Annotated in this window: 13 protein-coding genes; 12 read left to right on the top strand and 1 reads right to left on the bottom strand. The window is 70.7% G+C overall.

What is annotated here, in order from left to right; genetic code table 11:
- Positions 1-49: 49 nt before the first annotated feature.
- The 6 genes from DFJ66_RS35730 (at position 50) to DFJ66_RS35705 (ending at position 4,876) form a co-directional block, all read left to right on the top strand.
- Complete coding sequence (locus DFJ66_RS35730) at positions 50-1,057, top strand: hypothetical protein (RefSeq protein WP_121228020.1); 1,008 nt, start codon at positions 50-52, stop codon at positions 1,055-1,057.
- 67 nt (positions 1,058-1,124) lie between these two features.
- The gene (locus tag DFJ66_RS35725) at positions 1,125-1,760 is read left to right on the top strand and encodes a hypothetical protein (RefSeq protein WP_121232227.1); all 636 of its coding nucleotides are present in this window, start codon (positions 1,125-1,127) and stop codon (positions 1,758-1,760) included.
- Positions 1,761-1,810: 50 nt separating this feature from the next.
- Positions 1,811-2,476: an HD domain-containing protein gene (locus DFJ66_RS35720; RefSeq protein WP_121228018.1), complete on the top strand. Its 666-nt coding sequence runs from the start codon at positions 1,811-1,813 to the stop codon at positions 2,474-2,476.
- Positions 2,477-2,608: 132 nt separating this feature from the next.
- Entirely contained in the window at positions 2,609-3,190 is a 582-nt protein-coding gene (locus tag DFJ66_RS35715; RefSeq protein WP_121228015.1) for a sigma-70 family RNA polymerase sigma factor, read from the top strand.
- Between the two features lie 56 nt (positions 3,191-3,246).
- A complete protein-coding gene (locus DFJ66_RS35710) occupies positions 3,247-4,272 on the top strand; it encodes a hypothetical protein (protein WP_121228013.1) in 1,026 nt (341 codons plus the stop codon).
- 280 nt (positions 4,273-4,552) lie between these two features.
- Positions 4,553-4,876 carry a hypothetical protein gene (locus tag DFJ66_RS35705; RefSeq protein ID WP_121228011.1) on the top strand — a complete coding sequence of 108 codons (324 nt, stop codon included), beginning with the start codon at positions 4,553-4,555 and terminating at the stop codon, positions 4,874-4,876.
- Positions 4,877-5,208: 332 nt separating this feature from the next.
- Here the strand turns inward: DFJ66_RS35705 and DFJ66_RS35700 are convergent, their stop codons facing one another.
- On the bottom strand, positions 5,209-6,132 hold the full coding sequence (locus DFJ66_RS35700) for a heme o synthase (RefSeq protein WP_121228009.1): 924 nt from the start codon (positions 6,130-6,132) through the stop codon (positions 5,209-5,211).
- A 262-nt stretch (positions 6,133-6,394) separates the two neighbouring features.
- Between DFJ66_RS35700 and tkt the strand changes: the two genes are divergently transcribed.
- From tkt to pgl, 6 genes are read left to right on the top strand one after another with little or no spacing between them, the layout of a single operon-like run.
- Positions 6,395-8,488 (top strand): transketolase, encoded by a 2,094-nt coding sequence (gene tkt, locus DFJ66_RS35695; RefSeq protein ID WP_121228007.1) that lies wholly within the window; start codon positions 6,395-6,397, stop codon positions 8,486-8,488.
- Positions 8,489-8,509: 21 nt separating this feature from the next.
- On the top strand, positions 8,510-9,622 hold the full coding sequence (gene tal / locus DFJ66_RS35690) for a transaldolase (protein WP_121228005.1): 1,113 nt from the start codon (positions 8,510-8,512) through the stop codon (positions 9,620-9,622).
- Between the two features lies 1 nt (position 9,623).
- Positions 9,624-11,240 carry a glucose-6-phosphate isomerase gene (locus DFJ66_RS35685; protein WP_121228003.1) on the top strand — a complete coding sequence of 539 codons (1,617 nt, stop codon included), beginning with the start codon at positions 9,624-9,626 and terminating at the stop codon, positions 11,238-11,240.
- Positions 11,237-12,778 carry a glucose-6-phosphate dehydrogenase gene (zwf, locus tag DFJ66_RS35680; protein WP_121228001.1) on the top strand — a complete coding sequence of 514 codons (1,542 nt, stop codon included), beginning with the start codon at positions 11,237-11,239 and terminating at the stop codon, positions 12,776-12,778. Before DFJ66_RS35685 ends, zwf begins: the two co-directional genes overlap by 4 nt.
- Positions 12,775-13,974 (top strand): glucose-6-phosphate dehydrogenase assembly protein OpcA, encoded by a 1,200-nt coding sequence (gene opcA, locus DFJ66_RS35675; RefSeq protein WP_121227999.1) that lies wholly within the window; start codon positions 12,775-12,777, stop codon positions 13,972-13,974. The genes zwf and opcA overlap by 4 nt, the downstream gene beginning before the upstream one ends.
- The gene (gene pgl / locus DFJ66_RS35670) at positions 13,971-14,750 is read left to right on the top strand and encodes a 6-phosphogluconolactonase (protein WP_121227997.1); all 780 of its coding nucleotides are present in this window, start codon (positions 13,971-13,973) and stop codon (positions 14,748-14,750) included. Before opcA ends, pgl begins: the two co-directional genes overlap by 4 nt.
- Positions 14,751-14,812: the final 62 nt, after the last annotated feature.

The following is a 14,812-nucleotide window of genomic DNA, read 5'->3' as shown; positions in this document are numbered from 1 at the left end:
CTGACGGCATTCGGCCTTTCGGGTGCAAGGCCGAAGGAGGTGACCCACCGTGTCCGCGAAGCCGATCGGCGATCGCGGCAACCTGTTGCGGGAATTGTTCTGGACCAGGACAGGTCTGCTCCTGCTGATCCTCGTGGTGGCCGCCGGCACGAGCCTGGCCATTTCGAGCACGATGGACCCGGGTCCGCTGCGGAACTTCGTCCTGTCGGTCGGCACCGGCACCATGATCTCCGCCGTGGTCGGCTTCACGCAGACCCTGGTCACCAGTTCCGCGGCGCAACGCGCGCTGGTCACCCCGGTGGTCGAGGAGAGCCGCAAGGCGCTGCGCGAGCTGACCGCCGAGTACCGGGCGCTGGACCGCGAGTTCTTCCCCACCCACGTGTTCGAGCCCACCGCCCGGCCGGACCCGGTGTTCAACCAGCTGATGATGCAGGACCTGGACCGCACCCGGCTCTACGGCTTCCGCGGCTTCTCGGGCCGGTACGCGGCCTGCCGGCTGCTGCTGTCGCAGGCGGAGTGCGAGCTCCGCGCCGTCCTCGCCGACCCGCGGGACGACGACGCCATCAGCGGCCGGGCCCGCTACCTGCTGCGGCACGAGGGCGCGGACGGCGACTACGACACCATCGTCGACCGCTTGCGCGAGCAGATCTCCATCGGCCTGGTGGGCCTGTTCCTGACCCGCAGCCGGTGCTCGCGGATCGACCTGACGATCGTGTCCGACCCGCCGCTGGACCGCCTGGAACTGTTCGACGACAGCGCGTGGCTCACCCTTTACAGCAACACCAGCGCGGGGGTCGTCCGGCTTTACCCGCGCACCCTGCGTTTTTCCGAGGGGTCGTTCCTCTACGGCATGGAGCGCGCGGAGTTCCTGCGCATCAGCAATTCCAAGGCAGGGCTCCACGTCGTCATCACGCCGAGCACCACGCGGTCCGACTTCCTCGTCCTCTTCGAGAAGATCACCGGCGCCCCGTTGACGGCGGAGGGATTCCGCGCGCTCGAAGAGAAGTTCCACGACTTCCGCCGGGAATTCTCCGCCTTCGCCCAGTTGGGGAGCTGATCCTGCCGTGTTCACCGAGTCCGCCGCCGGGACCTCCGCCCTCGCGGAGCTGGCCACGATCGTCGCCGTGGCCGACCGCCCCGTCACCGACTCCCCCGTCCTCGGTCCCTGCGTCGTCGGCACCCCTGTCGCCGACCACTGGGCACGCGTCGAGGAGCGGTTCCGGGAGTGGGCGGGGCGGCCGGGCCTGCGGGACAGACTGCGCGCGCACCTGCGTTCGCTCCCGCCGCGCGAACAGATGCGGATGGTCGCCAGATCGCGCGAGACCACCACGCACTTCGCCTGGTGCCTGCGCGACGAGCCGGCCGAGCCGTTCACGTTCTGGCTGCACGAGTACAAGCCGCAGCGGGACTGGCGACAGGGGTACGCCGACTCCATCCACAACCACCGCTACCACTTCTGCACGGTCCTGCTCGCCGGGTCCTACCTGCACGAACGCTTCGACGCGCGGCTCGCGCCGGACGGCGGGTCGATCGTGGACACCACGCTGCTGCGCAGCACGGAGGCCGTCGAGGGTGACGCCGGGACGATGCTGGCGCACGAGTTCCACCGCATCCCCAAGGCGGCCGACGACACGCTGACGTTCCTGGTCAAGAGCCGTGCGGTCACACCGTGGAGCCTGTCGTTCGACCCGGACACCCGGACCAGCCACCGGCACGTGCCCGTGGAGTCCAGGTTGGAGGAACTGACGAACACCCTCTAAGGATCACCGCCCCGCCTTACCATCGGCCCACCCGGCACTGGGAGGGTCCGATGAGTACGGTCTCGAGCGCGATCTCGGCGTCTTCGATCTCGGCGGCTTCGATCTCGGAGGTGGAGTCCCAGGTGCGGCGCCTGTGCCACGACCTGGCGGCGAAACTGCAGTTCCACGGCTGGCACCACGTGAGCTTCGTGCGCGACAAGGCCGTCCACTTCGCCCGGCGCAACGGCGCGGACGTGCCGCTGGTCGAGGTGGCGGCGTTGGTGCACGACGTGAACTACATGGTCCGGAAGAATTCGTTGCCAGTGGACGGTCGGGACCTGCGACTGTCCATCCTGGCGCGGGCCGGTGTCCGTCCCGAGGTCGCTGCTCGAGTCGACTTCGTGGTCGAGGAGGCCGAGATGCGGACGCGGCACCGCGGGATCTCACTGGAGGCGCAGGCGCTGTCGGACGCGGACACGCTGTTCAAGGCGTTGCCGGTGACACCGGTGGTGCTCGCGCCCAAGTACCTGGAGGAGAACGGCATCACCCTGCGGGAGCTGGCGCACAAGATCGTCGGCGAGCAGCAGGCGAAGGCCGACGACGGGTACTACTTCTACGACCCCGAGGCGGCGGCCACGTACTCGAGGTGGGCCACGGCGAACCTGGAGCTGTGGCAGTGCATCGTAGAATCGTTGAACGATCCGACTGTTGATCAACTACTGACCGCTGTTTCCTAAACCCGATCCAGGCCGAATTACTCCTTTTGCGCACCGAAGTTGGGCCGAACACTCACGTAAGGCCACGGACAGTGGCCCGTCCCACACCCGTGAAGCCGCGGCGCGCGACCGCGGTGGGGGTGGAGGTGCCACGTGTTCGCCGACAACCGGACGGTCCCGTTACCCGAGACGGTCACGCCAGAGACAGTGCAGGCCGCTCTCGCGGGTGACCGCCGCTCGGTCGACCGCCTGCTGAAGGTGGTGCGCCCCGCAGTACTGCGCTACTGCCGAGCACGCCTGAGCTCGGGCACGGCCGACGACGTGGCCCAGGAGGTCTGCCTGGCCGTCCTCCAAGCCCTCCCCCGCTACCAGGACCAGGGCCGCCCCTTCCTGGCCTTCGTCTACGGCATCGCCTCCCACAAGGTCGCCGACGCACACCGCTACAACGCCCGCAACCGCGTCGACGTGATGGCCGACGTACCGGACGGCCCGGTGACCGACCTCGGCCCGGAGGCGCTGGTGCTGCGCGGTGAGCTGTCGGAGGAGATGTCGCGTTTGCTGGACCTGCTGCCGGCGAAGCAGCGGGAGATCCTGGTGCTGCGGGTGGTCGTGGGGTTGTCGGCGGAGGAGACGGCGGAGGCGGTCGAGTCCACGCCGGGGGCGGTGCGGGTGGCCCAGCACCGGGCGTTGACGCGGCTGCGCAAGGCGGTGCTGGAGAACATGGCCTGCCTGTGAGCAGCCCCGGCTAACGACGCTGCGTGGTCGGCCGACTACCAGTCGGGAGGTGCCGCATGGCCGAAGTGCAGGATCTGATCATCAGCGAGGGCTACGCACGCTTCCGCAACCTGCCCGATGTGCCCCGCGCGGCCGTGGTGATCAGGCTCGCCGACGGGACGCTGAGGGTGTCGACCAGTCGCGACATCGCACGTCGATCGTTCGGCCGGCGCTGGGTCCACTACCAGGTGGTGGACCTGAGACCACACCGGCTGGTCCACTCCTTCCGCGTCCGGGACCTGGACGTCCGAATCGAGTTCACCTGGCAGGTCACGGACCCGGTCGACGTGGTGGCCCGGAACCTCCGCGACCTCCCGGCGGCCACGAAGTCCCTGCTGGAGTACGTTGTCCTGCTTGCCGGGAAGATGACGCCGGCACTGGCCCGGCCTCGGTTCGAGGCGAACGCCCGGAGCCTGGCGGAGACACTGCCGATCGACGTTCGTGACGTGGTGGTGGACGTCCGTGAGGCGCCTCGCGGCGTCGGCTTCGGGGTCGGCGAAGTTCGGCCCTATCTCCCGCCGCGCGGCACCAAGCCGGTGCCGGTGACGATCTACCTGTCCGAGGAAGCCGGCCACGAACGGGTCGAGGCGGCGGTCGAGGAGTTGCTGCGGGGCGTCGGCGGGGAGGTCGTGGAGCGGGATGAGCCGATCATCGGCTCGTGGTTCCGGCGGATGCGGGCGCGGATCGGCGGGTTCACCCAGAGCGAGGCCGGGCAGGAGATGGCGGCGATGGCTCTGCACGCCGCCGAGACCCGGCTGGTCCACCTCAAGGACGCCGAAGTGACCGCCAAGATGATGGAGAACCTCGGACCGGTTCTCGAAGCGCTCCAGCCCAGCGCGCACGCGGTCGTGCGGGTAGGCGCATTGCTGATCGTCAAGGTTGACGGAGCCGTAGCGGTGCACCAGCTCACGGCCTGGCAACAGCTCCAGCTCGACCACCGACCGGAACTGGCCCTCTCACCGCACGACGTGATGGCCGCGCTCAACGAGACCGAGCAGCCAGCGGTGCAGGGAGTCGAGCAGCCGGCGCTGGAAGTGGACTAGTGCTGCGTCGTGCAGCCTTGGCCGGGTAATCGGTCCAGTGCGGTGATCGGTGCCGCCCGTGGTCAGGTCGAGCACGGCGAGCATGTGCATCATGTCCGGCTGGCCGGTCGTAGGTGGGCCGTAACCGGTGCCGCGACCCGACGATGCGCCACGTCTTTCCCTTGCGGGCATCAGTTCAGCGGTCTGAACTCGTCAACGCAGATCACCGGGCCGCTCGTCCCACCTGCACGTATGGTGAGAGCAAGGCAAACGGGACCCTTACACAAGAAGATGATCAGTGATGGGACTCCTGAACAGGGTCAAGGAGCAGAGCGCTCTCGACCAGGCTAAGCACGCTATTGAAGCGGGCAGACACATCCTGGTGTTCAAATTCATCGAGGCACACACCAACAGCCTCGCAACCGGCGCCATGACCGGCATAAACGACCAGATGGAGGCCATTGAATCGCTCGGCTGGCGACTGGACAAGATGTCCGCCTGCGAAGGCAACGTCGTCGGCGCGCTGGGCAGCAAGGAGCGTGTCGCCATCGTGTGCCTCTACCGACGGACACCAGGCCCACCCCAGCAGGGCGACGAGACGACCTCGGTCAGCAGGCCCTACTAGCGCTGTGCCACTCGACGCTGGTCGGGTAATCGGGCGTTGCACCGGCGGATGTAGGCGCGGCGATGGCGGCCGCTCCGGCGAAATAGCGCAGGGAGTGAACTCGACCTCGATTTGATTCGGCCAGCCGAGCAGGTCGGCAGGAATACCGACTCGGCGTCAGGGCCGGCGGCCTGCTTTCAGACGTCGGATGGCGGTGCGGTGAAAAGTCGTCCGCCGCGATGCGGCACGAACTTGTCGACGCAGATCGGCCGGCCGGTCGGGCGGGTGATCGTGGAGGCCCAGACCTTCAGCCCGCCGGACCGATCACCGGGTCTACGTCCAGAGACGCCGGACTAGAAGGGCCAGCCCAGGACCGGCAGGCCCAGGACCGCGTCGACCGCCAGGCCGCAGAACACCAGCATCAAGTACAGGTTCGACATGTGGAAGAACTTCATCGTGTTCGTCGACCCGCCCCGCCGCACCACCCCGTGCAGCCGGTGCGCGAACACGGCGAACCACACGCCCGACAGGGCCGCCACCGCCACGTACACCCACGACGTGACCGGGGCCAGCAGCAGCGTGCACACCACGGTGATCCACGAGTAGATCACGATCTGCCGCGTCACCTGCTGTGCCGTCGCCACCACGGGGAGCATCGGCACGCCGGCCCGCGCGTAGTCCTCCTTGAACTTCATCGCCAGCGCCCACGTGTGCGGCGGGGTCCAGAAGAAGATCACGCCGAACATCACGAGCGCCGGCCACGCGACCGTCCCGGTCACCGACGACCAGCCGATGATCACCGGCATGCAGCCCGCCATGCCGCCCCAGATGATGTTCTGGGACGTCCGGCGCTTGAGCACCAGCGTGTAGACGAAGATGTAGAACAGGATCGTCGCGACGGCGAACACCGCCGAGATCAGGTTCGTCGTCAGCCACAGGAACGCGAACGACAGCACCCCCAGCACCACGCCGAAGACCAGGGCGTTGCGCGGTGGGATGGCGTTCTGGGCCAGGGGCCGGGCGCCCGTGCGCTTCATGACCGAGTCGATGTCGGCGTCGACGTAGCAGTTCAGCGCGTTCGCCGAGCCCGCGGCCAGGGTGCCGCCGGCCAGGGTGCACGCGATCAGCCACAGCGGCGGGAGGCCGCGGGCGGCCAGGAGCATCGCCGGGATGGTCGTGATCAGCAGCAGCTCGATGACGCGCGGCTTGGTGAGGGCCACGTACGCCCCGACCACCTGTCGGGGCGACCGCGCCGGAAGCTCGCTGACGGCACTCATCGCACTCCTCGTCAGGTCGGGGGGATGAGCAGATCGTAACCGCGCGTTGAAAACAGAGCCCGTTCGGGTACGTCTGAACGCGGAGGGAGCGCCGCTCGTATGCCCTGTGCGTACACCCACATTGCGCAAGTCGCACGCACGGCGGTACCGCCTACTAGGCTGACCGGCGGACGAGGGAAAACTGCGGATAGGGCCAGACGGGATCGATTGAGAACCACCGTCCGGGAGACCGCCGCCTACGTGAGACTGGAGCTGGAAGTCCGTGTCCGTCACCGATGACATCACCCGGCTGACCGAGGCCCATCTGCCCGACGACTGGACGGAGCTCGACAAGCGCGCCGTCGACACTGCGCGTGTCCTCGCCGCGGACGCCGTGCAGAAGGTCGGCAACGGTCACCCCGGCACCGCCATGAGCCTGGCGCCGCTGGCCTACACCCTGTTCCAGCGCGTGATGCGCCACGACCCCGCCGACCCGGACTGGGTGGGCCGCGACCGGTTCGTGCTCAGCGCGGGCCACTCCAGCCTGACCCTCTACATCCAGCTGTTCCTGTCCGGCTACGGCCTGGAGCTGGACGACCTCAAGGCGCTGCGCACGTGGGGCTCGCAGACCCCCGGCCACCCCGAGCACCGCCACACCCCCGGCGTGGAGATCACCACCGGTCCGCTGGGCCAGGGCCTGGCCTCCGCGGTCGGCATGGCGATGGGCGCGCGCCGCGAGCGCGGTCTGTGGGACCCGGAGACCCCGCTGGGCCAGAGCCCGTTCGACCACCACATCTTCGTGATCGCCTCCGACGGCGACATCGAGGAGGGTGTGACCTCCGAGGCGTCCTCGCTGGCGGGCACCCAGAAGCTGGGCAACCTCACGGTGATCTACGACGACAACAAGATCTCCATCGAGGACGACACCACGATCGCCCTGTCCGAGGACACCGCCAAGCGCTACGAGGCGTACGGCTGGCACGTCCAGGTCGTCGAGGGCGGCGAGAACGTCTCCGGCATCCTCCAGGCGCTGGAGAACGCCAAGGCCGAGACCGAGCGGCCCTCGTTCATCCTGCTGCGCACGGTCATCGGCTACCCGGCGCCCAACAAGCAGAACACCGGTGCGGCGCACGGCGCGGCGCTGGGCGCGGACGAGGTCAAGGCCGTCAAGGAGATCCTGGGCTTCGACCCGGAGCAGACCTTCGAGGTCGCCGACGAGGTGCTCGACCACGCCCGCGAGGTCGTCAAGCGCGGCGAGGCGGCCAAGGCCGAGTGGCAGTCCTCCTTCGACGCGTGGGCGGCGGCCAACCCGGAGCGCAAGGCGCTGTTCGACCGCCTGGTCGCCCGCGAGCTGCCCGAGGGCTGGGCGGACGCGCTGCCGTCGTGGGACCCGGACCCCAAGGGCGTGCCGACCCGCAAGGCCTCCGGTGAGACGCTGACCGCGCTGGCCGACGTGCTGCCGGAGCTGTGGGGCGGTTCGGCCGACCTCGCCGAGTCCAACCTGACCACGATGAAGGGCTCGGACTCGTTCGGCCCCGAGTCGATCTCCACGGGCATGTGGAAGGCCCACCCGTACGGCCGCACGCTGCACTTCGGCGTCCGTGAGCACGCCATGGGCTCGATCCTCAACGGCATCGCGCTGCACGGCCCGACCCGCCCGTACGGCGGCACCTTCCTGGTGTTCTCCGACTACATGCGCCCGGCGGTCCGCCTGGCCGCGCTGATGAAGTCGCCGGTCACCTACGTGTGGACGCACGACTCCATCGGCCTGGGCGAGGACGGCCCGACGCACCAGCCGATCGAGCACCTGGCCGCGCTGCGGGCGATCCCGGGCCTGTCCGTGGTGCGCCCCGGCGACGCCAACGAGACCGCCGCGGCGTGGAAGGCGACCATCGAGCAGACCGAGGGTCCCGTGGGCCTCGCGCTGTCCCGCCAGAACCTGCCGGTGCTGGAGGGCACGAAGGAGAAGGCGCTCGAGGGCGTCAAGCGCGGCGGCTACGTGCTGGCCGGCGAGGGCGAGCCGGAGCTGGTGATCATCGCCACGGGCTCGGAGCTGCAGATCGCGGCCGAGGCGCGGAAGGTGCTGGAGGCCGAGGGCGTTGCCACCCGGGTGGTGTCCATGCCGTCCGTCGAGTGGTTCGACGCGCAGGACGAGGCCTACCGCGAGTCGGTGCTCCCGTCGTCGGTGAAGGCGCGCGTGATCGTCGAGGCCGGCATCGCGCAGCCGTGGTACCGGTTCGCCGGTGACGCGGGCGAGATCGTGTCGATCGAGCACTTCGGCGCCTCCGCCGACTACCAGACGCTGTTCCGGGAGTTCGGCTTCACCACCGAGAACGTCGTCGCGGCGGCCCGCCGGTCGCTGGCCAAGGTCCGCTGAACTTCCGCAAGGAGCGATGAAATGACTGCCAACCCGCTGGCCCAGCTCAGCGAAGCCGGTGTCTCGATCTGGCTGGACGACCTGTCCCGCGAGCGGCTGAACACCGGCAACCTCGCCGACCTGGTCGCCAACCAGCACGTGGTGGGCGTGACCACCAACCCGACCATCTTCGCCACGGCCCTGTCCAAGGGCAGCGCGTACGACGAGCAGGTGCGCGAGCTGGCCGGGCGCGGCGCGGACACCGACGCCGCCGTCCGCGAGATCACCACCACGGACGTGCGCAACGCGTGCGACCTGTTCCGCGACATCTACACCGCCACCGACGGCGTGGACGGCCGCGTGTCCATCGAGGTCGACCCGCGCCTGGCGCACGACACCGAGGCCACCATCGCCGAGGCGCTGGACCTGGCCAAGGCCGTGGACCGGCCGAACCTGCTGGTCAAGATCCCGGCGACGATCGCGGGCCTCCCGGCGATCACCAAGGTGCTGGCCGAGGGCATCAGCGTGAACGTGACGCTGATCTTCTCCACCGAGCGCTACCGCGACGTCATGGAGGCGTTCATCGCGGGTCTGGAGCAGGCCAAGGCCAACGGCCACGACCTGCGCGGCATCCACTCCGTGGCCTCGTTCTTCGTGTCCCGGGTGGACACCGAGATCGACAAGCGGCTGGACGCGCTGGGCACCGAGCGCGCCAAGGAGCTGCGCGGCCAGGCCGCGATCGCCAACGCGCGCCTCGCGTACGCGGCGTTCGAGGAGACCTTCCGGGGTGAGCGCTGGGAGGCGCTGGCCGCCGAGGGCGCCCGCGCGCAGCGCCCGCTGTGGGCCTCGACCGGCGTGAAGGACCCGGCCTACTCCGACACCCGGTACGTGGACGAGCTGGTCGTAGCCGACACAGTCAACACGATGCCGGAGAAGACCCTGCACGCCGTCGCCGACCACGGCAGGATCACCGGTGACACCGTGACCGGGCGGGCCGCCCAGGCGCAGGAGGTCTTCGACGGACTGGCCGAGGTCGGCATCGACCTCGACGACGTGTTCGCCGTGCTGGAGACCGAGGGCGTCGACAAGTTCGAGAAGTCGTGGGCGGAGCTGCTGGAGACGGTGACCGGACAACTGAACCAGGCAAAGGGCTGATATGACTGAGGTGATCTCCGTGGAGATCGTCCGCTCGCCCAACGAAGACCAGGTCGCCACGGTGGTGGGCGACCTGGTCCGCGACCAGGCCGCGAGCAAGCTCACCGCCGGGGACGCCACGCTGTGGGGTCCCGAGGCGGAGTCCGAGGCGTCCATCCGCCTCGCGTGGACCACCCTGCACGAGACGTCGCGGCCCCTGGTCGCCGAGATCGAGGCGCTGCGCGACGAGCTGCGCGCCGAGGGCGTGGACCGGGTGGTGCTCGCGGGCATGGGCGGCTCGTCGCTCGCGCCCGAGGTCATCACCGGCACCGCCGGCGTGCCGCTGGTCGTGCTGGACACCACCGACCCCGGCCAGGTCGCCGAGGCCCTGGAGGGCGACCTGACCCGCACGGTGCTCGTGGTGTCGTCCAAGTCGGGCGGCACCGTGGAGACCGACAGCCACCGCCGGATCTTCGAGAAGGCGTTCGCCGACGAGGGCGTGGACGCCGCATCGCGGATCGTCGTGGTGACCGACCCGGGTTCGCCGCTGGAGGCCGCCTCCCGCGAGGCCGGGTACCGCAAGGTGTTCCTGGCCGACCCGCACGTGGGCGGCCGGTACTCGGCGCTGACCGCGTTCGGCCTGGTGCCCGCCGGTCTGGCGGGCGCCGACATCGGCGCGCTGCTGGACGAGGCCGCTGCCGCCGCTCCCCTGGTCTCGGCGGACTCCGCCGACAACCCGGCGATCGTGCTCGCCGCGACCTTCGCGGTGGCGCACGCGCACGGCGCGGAGAAGATCGTCTTCGCCGACACCGGGTCGGGCATCAAGGGCTTCGGCGACTGGGCCGAGCAGCTGATCGCCGAGTCGACCGGCAAGAACGGCACCGGCCTGCTGCCGGTCGTCGTGGAGGGCGCGGGCGCGCCCGGCTTCGTGGACGCCCGCTCCGACGCCACGACCGTCGCGATCGGACCGGCCACCGGCTCGTCGTCGGTCGCGGTCGAGGGCTCGCTGGGCGCGCAGTTCCTGGTGTGGGAGTACGCCACCGCGCTGGTGGGGCGGGTGCTGGAGATCAACCCGTTCGACCAGCCCGACGTGGAGGCGGCGAAGAAGGCGGCACGGTCCCTTCTGGACGCTCCCGCCGCGTCGTCGGCGCAACCGGCCTTTGTGGACGGTCCGATCGAGGTGTACCCGAGCGAGGGCTGGCTGTCGCCGGACGTGAAGACCGTCGCCGACGCGATCAAGGCGCTCGTCGCCGCCGCGCCGGACCACGGCTACCTGTCCGTGCAGGCCTACCTGGACCGGATCGACGACGCCTCCTTCGCGCTGACCCGCGCCGAGTTGGCCCAGCGCTCGCACCTCCAGACCACGTTCGGCTGGGGGCCGCGGTTCCTGCACTCGACCGGCCAGTACCACAAGGGCGGTCACCAGAACGGCGTGTTCCTCCAGCTCACCGGGGCGTCCGAGGTCCAGCTGGACGTGCCGGGCCGCCCCTACGACCTGAGCACGCTCCAGCTCGCCCAGGCGCTGGGCGACGGCCAGGTGCTGGCCGAGCGCGGTCGTCCCGTGCTGCGGCTGCACCTGACCGACCGGGTCGCCGGGCTGGCGCAGCTCGTCGAGGCCATCCAGGAGGACGGGTCGTGACCGCTCCCACCAAGCGCAACCCGCTGCGCGACCCCCGGGACAAGCGGCTGCCGCGCATCGCCGGACCGTGCGGCCTGGTGATCTTCGGCGTGACCGGTGACCTGTCGCGCAAGAAGCTCATGCCCGCGATCTACGACCTGGCCAACCGGGGCCTGCTGCCGCCGGGCTTCGCGCTCGTCGGCTTCGCCCGCCGCGACTGGGCCGACCAGGACTTCATGCAGGTCGTGCACGACGCGGTCAAGCAGCACGCGCGCACGCCGTTCCGCCAGGAGGTCTGGGACCAGCTCGCCGAGGGCATCCGGTTCGTCCAGGGCACGTTCGACGACGACACCGCCTTCGACACGCTGGCCGCCACGATCGCCGACCTGGACCGCGAGCGGGGCACCGGCGGCAACCACGCGTTCTACCTGTCGGTGCCGCCCAGCGCGTTCACCACCGTGGTCAACCAGCTCAAGCGCGCGGGCCTCGCGAGCCCGCCGCACGACAACCCGACGCAGTGGCGCCGGGTGGTCATCGAGAAGCCGTTCGGCCACGACCTGCACAGCGCCAAGCAGCTCAACAAGATCGTCAACGACGTCTTCCCCGAGGAGTCGGTGTTCCGCATCGACCACTACCTCGGCAAGGAGACCGTCCAGAACATCCTGGCGCTGCGCTTCGCCAACCAGCTCTACGAACCCATTTGGAACGCCAACTACGTCGACCACGTGCAGATCACCATGGCCGAGGACATCGGCCTGGGCGGTCGCGCGGGCTACTACGACGGCATCGGCGCGGCCCGGGACGTGATCCAGAACCACCTGCTCCAGCTGCTCGCCCTCACGGCGATGGAGGAGCCGGTGTCCTTCCGGCCCAGCGACCTGCGGGCGGAGAAGGTCAAGGTGCTGTCCGCGACCCGGCCCGTCGGCCCGTTCGACGAGACCACCGCGCGCGGCCAGTACACCGGTGGCTGGCAGGGCGGGCAGAAGGTGCCCGGCCTGCTGGAGGAGGGCGGCTTCGCCAAGGACTCCACCACCGAGACCTACGCGGCGATCACGTGCGAGATCAACACCCGCCGCTGGGCCGGGGTGCCGTTCTACCTGCGCACCGGCAAGCGGCTGGGCCGCCGCGTCACCGAGGTGGCCGTGGTGTTCAAGCGCGCGCCGCACCTGCCCTTCGACGACACCGCCACCGAGGAGCTGGGGCAGAACGCCCTGGTCGTGCGGGTGCAGCCGGACGAGGGCGTGACCATGCGGTTCGGGTCGAAGGTGCCGGGCAACACCATGGAGGTCCGGGACGTCACGATGGACTTCGGGTACGGCCACGCCTTCACCGAGTCCTCCCCCGAGGCCTACGAGCGGCTGCTGCTGGACGTGCTGCTCGGCGAGCCGTCGCTGTTCCCGAAGAACGACGAGGTCGAGCTGTCCTGGGAGATCCTGGACCCGGTCCTCAAGCACTGGGCCGCCACCGGCGCGCCGGAGAAGTACAAGGCAGGCACCTGGGGACCGGCGTCGGCGGACGAGATGCTGGCCCGCACCGGCAGGCACTGGAGGCGTCCGTGATCATCGACCTGCCCTCGACCACCACGTCGCAGGTCAACAGCAAGCTCGTGCAGCTGCGCGAGGAGGGCGGCGCGGTCACCCTCGGCCGGGTCCTGACGCTGGTCATCGTGACCGACGACGGGTCCAAGACCGAGGACGCGGTGGACGCGGCCAACGACGCGAGCCGCGAGCACCCGTGCCGCGTGATCGTCGTCGCGCGCGGCGCCCGCCGGGCCGCACCCCGCCTGGACGCCCAGATCCGGGTCGGCGGTGACGCGGGCGCGTCCGAGGTGATCGTGCTGCGCCTGTACGGCGAGCTGGCCAACGAGGGCGCCTCCTGCGTGGTGCCGCTGCTGCTGCCGGACACCCCGGTGGTGGCGTGGTGGCCCAACGAGGCGCCCGCCGTGCCCGCGCAGGACCCGATCGGGCAGCTCGCGCAGCGCCGGATCACCGACTCGGCGGCGGAGAAGAACCCGATCAAGGCGCTGGACCAGCGCAAGGCCGGGTACACCCCGGGTGACACGGACCTGGCGTGGACGCGGTTGACGCTGTGGCGGGCCATGCTCGCCTCGGCGTTCGACCTGCCCCCGTACGAGAAGGTGACCGAGGCCGAGGTCAGCGGCGAGGCGGACTCCCCGTCCACCGACCTGCTGGCGGCGTGGCTCGCCGGGTCGCTGCGGGCGCCGGTGAAGCGGTCCAAGGCGGTGCGCGGCGAGGGCATCGTGGACGTGCGCCTGGAGCGCAAGTCCGGCGTGGTCGAGCTGGTGCGCCCGGACGGCAAGGTCGGCACGCTGACCCAGCCCGGCCAGCCGGAGCGGCGGGTGGCGCTGCAGCGCCGCGAGATCCGCGACTGCCTGGCCGAGGAGCTGCGGCGGCTGGACCCGGACGAGGTCTACGAGCTGGCGCTGAAGTCGCTGGGCAAGGTCGTGCGCGGCCGGACCCCGGCGAAGGCGACGGCGGCGGCCCGCAAGCCCGCCCCGACCACCTCCGCCCCGTCCGCGGCCGGTTCGCCCAACGGGTCCGCGCCGGCCACGGCCCCGGCGAAGCCCGCCGGTGACGGGGCGAGCGGTGACGGCGCCGCGGCGAAGGCGCCCGCCAAGTCGCCCGGCCGGGCGGCGAAGGCCCCGGCCAAGGTGGCGAAGGCGGCCAAGGCGAAGTCCGCCAAGGGCGCGGTCAAGGTCGCCGGCAAGGGCTCGTCGACCCGGGCTAAGGCATGAGCCGGCCCGAGGTCGTGGTGCACCGCGACGGCGACCTGCTGGCCGCCGCCGCGGCGGCCCGCCTGGTCACCCGGCTGGTGGACGCGCAGACCGCGCGCGGCTCGGCGTCGCTGGTGCTGACCGGCGGCCGGACCGGCATCGCGGTGCTGGAGCAGCTGCGCGCCACCCCGGCGCGCGACGCCGTGGACTGGTCCCGGGTGGACCTGTACTGGGGTGACGAGCGGTTCCTGCCCTCCGGGCACCCGGACCGCAACGAGACCCAGGCGCGGGCGGCGCTGCTGGACCACGTGCCCGTCGACCCGGCACGCGTGCACGTCATGGAGCCCTCTGACGGCCGGTTCGGCGACGACCCGGACGCGGCGGCCGAGGCGTACGCCGAGCTGCTCGCCGCGCGGGCACGTCCGGAGGACCACGGCCCCGTGCCGTCGTTCGACGTGTGCCTGCTCGGGGTGGGCGAGGAGGGGCACACCCTGTCGGTGTTCCCGTCCTCCCCCGCGGTCTACGAGAAGGAGCGCACGGTGGTGGCGGTCCGCAACTGCCCGAAGCCGCCGCCGACCCGGGTCAGCCTGACCCTGCCCGCCGCGAGCCGCGCCCGCGAGGTGTGGCTGATGACCACGGGCGAGGGCAAGGCGGCGGCCGTGGCGATGGCCCTGACCGGTGCGGGCGAGGTGCAGTTGCCGGCGGCGGGTGCCCACGGGCAGCGCCGCACGCTGTGGCTGCTCGACTCGGCCGCGGCGGCGAAGGTGCCGGACCTGTTCACCCCTCCGCTGGCCTGACCCCCGCTCGACCCTTCACGCCGTCCGCCTCCGGGTGGGCGGCGTGATGTGTTTCACCTGTC

Origin of the sequence: Saccharothrix variisporea, from assembly GCF_003634995.1 — a bacterium.
Classification (GTDB): Bacteria; Actinomycetota; Actinomycetes; order Mycobacteriales; family Pseudonocardiaceae; genus Actinosynnema; species Actinosynnema variisporeum.
The sequence above is the reverse complement of the archived record's forward strand: the minus strand, read 5'-3'. Positions and strand labels throughout refer to the sequence as shown.